Annotated in this window: 4 protein-coding genes; 2 read left to right on the top strand and 2 right to left on the bottom strand. The window is 68.2% G+C overall.

Features of this window, described 5'->3' with window-relative positions:
- The coding region (locus U9980_RS25585) for a serine/threonine-protein kinase (RefSeq protein WP_322770269.1) at positions 1 to 575 on the bottom strand (575 nt) is incomplete at its 3' end.
- A 256-nt stretch (positions 576 to 831) separates the two neighbouring features.
- Positions 832 to 1,554 (bottom strand): polysaccharide deacetylase family protein, encoded by a 723-nt coding sequence (locus U9980_RS25580; protein WP_322770268.1) that lies wholly within the window; start codon positions 1,552 to 1,554, stop codon positions 832 to 834.
- Between the two features lie 488 nt (positions 1,555 to 2,042).
- Here U9980_RS25580 and U9980_RS25575 point away from each other — a divergent pair, with 488 nt between their 5' ends.
- Together U9980_RS25575 and U9980_RS25570 are read left to right on the top strand one after the other, a co-directional pair.
- Entirely contained in the window at positions 2,043 to 2,657 is a 615-nt protein-coding gene (locus tag U9980_RS25575; protein ID WP_322770267.1) for a sigma-70 family RNA polymerase sigma factor, read from the top strand.
- 2 nt (positions 2,658 to 2,659) lie between these two features.
- Positions 2,660 to 3,376 (top strand): Rieske (2Fe-2S) protein (locus U9980_RS25570; RefSeq protein ID WP_322770266.1); only part of this gene is annotated, 717 nt, incomplete at its 3' end.

The raw sequence follows: 3,376 nt of genomic DNA, 5'->3' as shown, positions 1-3,376 counted from the left end.
TATCTCTTGATCTGCTCCGGCGCCATGAACGCCGGCGTGCCGAACAGGCCTGTCTGCTGGGTGGCCGCGGTCGTGGCGTCCACGGCACGGGAGACTCCGAAATCGATGACCCGCGGGCTGCGATACGACGGCAACAGCACGTTCGACGGCTTGAGATCGCAGTGCACGATCCCGGCGGTGTGAATACCGATCATCGCGACCGCGACCGCCACCGCAAGTTGATGGAGCTCGGCGCCTCGGAGCGGACCGTCGCGTTCGACCACCACGCTGAGCGTCGGACCGTCGACAAATTCGGTGACGATGTACGGCTGCTCGGCTTCGGCATTGACGTCCAAGACCGCAGCGGTACATGACGGCGCGACCCGCTGGGCGTTCCTGGCCTCCCGCCGGAACAACGCGCGGAACTTGGGGTCGCTGGCGATCTCGGAACGGATGACCTTGACTGCGACCACCCGACCGTGGGGATCCTCGGCCCGGTAGACGATGCCCATGCCCCCGGCACCGAGCCGACCGAGAAGACGGTAGGGGCCGATCCGTTCCGGATCTCCGGGGGCCAGCCCGGCGGGAATGGTCACGTTCTTCCGGCGGACCGGACGGCAGGGAACAGGACCACCAGCCCTGCCGCAGTGCAGGACAAGCAGCAGGCAGCCGGCCCGCGCCGCCCCATCATCGGGATCCTCCTGTCGTCAATGACCCGTAGTCTGCCATCACAGCGACGCGGATTGGCCGCGGTAGGTCAGAACGGGACGTGACGGCGTACCTCGGTCCGATCAACCTCAACCGGTTCTCCGGCCCGTTCAGACGGTCAAGCCGTCAGGCGGTCAAGCGCTCTCAGGCAGAGCACTTCGAGATCAGGCAGTCGGAGAGTCGGACGAAGCGGAAGCCGGCTCCGCTCAGTCGGGGCAGCGCGGCGGCCATCCCCTTGGCGGTACCGCCCGCAGGATGGTTCATATGGCCGATGATGATGGATCCCGGTCGTGCCGTGAGAACGGCCTTCTCAACCTGGTCGGGCGGGTAGGTCGCCCCGGCATCGCCGTTGACGTCAAAGTTGACGATGTGTTCATCGAGGTCTGCCACGATACGCGTCGCGATGTCGTCGCAGTGTGCCGTGCCCGCCCGAAAGAACCGCGGCGGACGTCCGAGGAGCGCGCTCAGTTTGTCCCGGTTTCCGGCGACCTCGTCGAACACCTCGCCGGCATCATGTGTACCCATGATCCCGTAAGCGGACTGACCGGACACCGACAGCGGGCGATGTTGTGTGCCGTGGTTGGCGATCTCGAACAGCGGATCGGCTGCGAGCTCGGTGAAGACCGGACGGTTGGCGTCAATCCAGCGGGAGTTGAGGAAAAGAGTGGCGGGCACCCGCTGCCGACGAAGGAAATCGATCAGCTCCTGATCGTAACCGCTGCCGAGCGGCCCGCCACACGCATCGAACGTCAACGCGATCGTCCTGCCCGTGGTGGGCGGCAACATCGTGGTCACGCCGGGAACGTCGAGGCCCCAGGCGACAGGCCGGATGGAACCGTAGCGGGCGATCACCTCATCGCGGGTCACCCCACCCGCCACCGGTGTCGGTGTCGCTGTCGGTGTCGGTGTCGCTGTCGGGCTGGCCGGCACCGGGCGGGTCGAGGACACGGCACCCACCGACCCGGGCGGATCGGGCCGCGGCAGCCCCCGACGCCCCCGCCATGGTCGGGTGGAGACGGGCTCCGGCACGCCGGGCGATCCGCCGTGCGGCGCGGCGCAGCCAACAAGAAACGGACCGGCCACGCCAGCCGCCAGCAGTGCCCGGCGACTCAGTGGCAAGCTGTCCCCCAATGCCGATCGGCCGCGACCATGGTTACCGCTCGAACCCGAACCATCGGGGCCGGGTAGGACCAAAGGTCATAAGTGTGACGTCATGAGTGTGACACAGCGGCCCGCTGTCCCGCCTGAACATGATCCTCTTGTCGAAGGTGTAACCCCGCTGGCTATCTGATGGGTGAAGGAAAACGTCGGCGACGAGTGCAACGGTGGAGCGGTGACGCCCAGTGGTGGATGGGATGTCGTGGATCCGGCGTCGGTCATCGGGCGCGGCGCAGCAGGCTCGCGTCGAAGCGGAGCCCGGTGAGAATGCCGGCGACGAGCCGCCGTCCCCGGTGCCGCATCTGCACGTGGTGTCCGACGACACCTACTCGGGCTGGGAGGAGATCTACCGTGACAATACGGACCGGATGTACCGGATCATGTACGCGAAGGTCGGTAACCGGGCGGACGCTGAGGACCTGACAGCCGAGGTCTTCATGGCTGCGCTGCGTCCGCTGCGAGTCTCGGCAAGTGTCGGTGAGGTACGGGCATACCTGCTTGCGACCGCCCGCACGGTCCTGGCTGCGCACTGGCGGCGCACGCTCGGCCTGGAAATCACCACTCTTGATGAGGAGCGCGCGCAGACGGCGTTCGGCGACCCGGCCGTCTGGCTGGACGCGCCCGCGCGGGCCGAGGCCATCCTGACGGAGTTGCCGCCGCGGTACCAGCGCATCCTCCGGCTGCGGTTCCTGGACTCGCATTCGGTCCGAGAGGCAGCGGCCGAGCTGGGGGTGAGTGTGGCGAACGCAAAGGTCCTCCAACACCGGGCCTTGCGCTATGCGGCCGAGGTCGCCCAGAGGACGGAGAGGTGAGGATGCGCGGCGCGCGGAGGTTCATTGACGATCTGATTGGTGAACGTCGCCCGACGCCGTTCCGCGCCAAACCCGAGGATGTCGCGCCGCTACGGACGGCGATCGTGCTACGGGCCGCGCAGCCGGGCGGTGACGCGCCCCGCGCGGAGTTCATCGCGGAGCTGCACCAACGGCTGGCGTCCGCCCGGGGGGAACCTGAGGGCTGTGGATCTGCAGGTGACGGTCTGGCAGGTGACGGTGCGGCGGCGCCACGGCGGGCCGGAACGCGTCGGCGATTCGTGCAGGGGACGTCGGTGGCTGCCGGTGCGGCCGCCATCGGCGCCGGCCTCGAGCACCTGTGGGAGGACGGCGGCCCCGCAGCGGAAACCGTCGTTGCGGCGGGCGGCACGGTGGTGCCCAACGTCGGGGCCTGGTGGACCGTCGCGACCAGCCAGGACCTGCCGGAAGGAGGAATACGCACGTTCGACCTCGGCACTGTGACCGGATTCGTGGAACGTGTCGGCGGCCAGGTGCGCGCCGTTTCCGGTGTCTGCACACATCAGGGATTCCAGCTGGCGTTGGACGCTGCGGTGCGGCGCCTGAACTGCCCCTGTCACCGGACTGTCTTCGCCATGACCGGCGAGGTGGTGCGGTCACAGTTGCGACCGCCGCCACGGACGCTGCCGGAACTGGAAGTCCGTGAGGCCGGCGGCGTTGTGCAGATCTACGCCCCCCCGAAA

The sequence above is a fragment of the Protofrankia sp. Cr1 genome, assembly GCF_963555865.1.
Classification (GTDB): Bacteria; Actinomycetota; Actinomycetes; order Frankiales; family Frankiaceae; genus Protofrankia.
This window is presented reverse-complemented; position numbering and strand designations above follow the sequence as displayed.

What these genes read in the sequence shown, in the direction of transcription:
- U9980_RS25575 (WP_322770267.1), top strand. Translation starts at nt 2,043, where the DNA reads ATGTCGTGGATCCGGCGTCGGTCATCGGGCGCGGCGCAGCAGGCTCGC.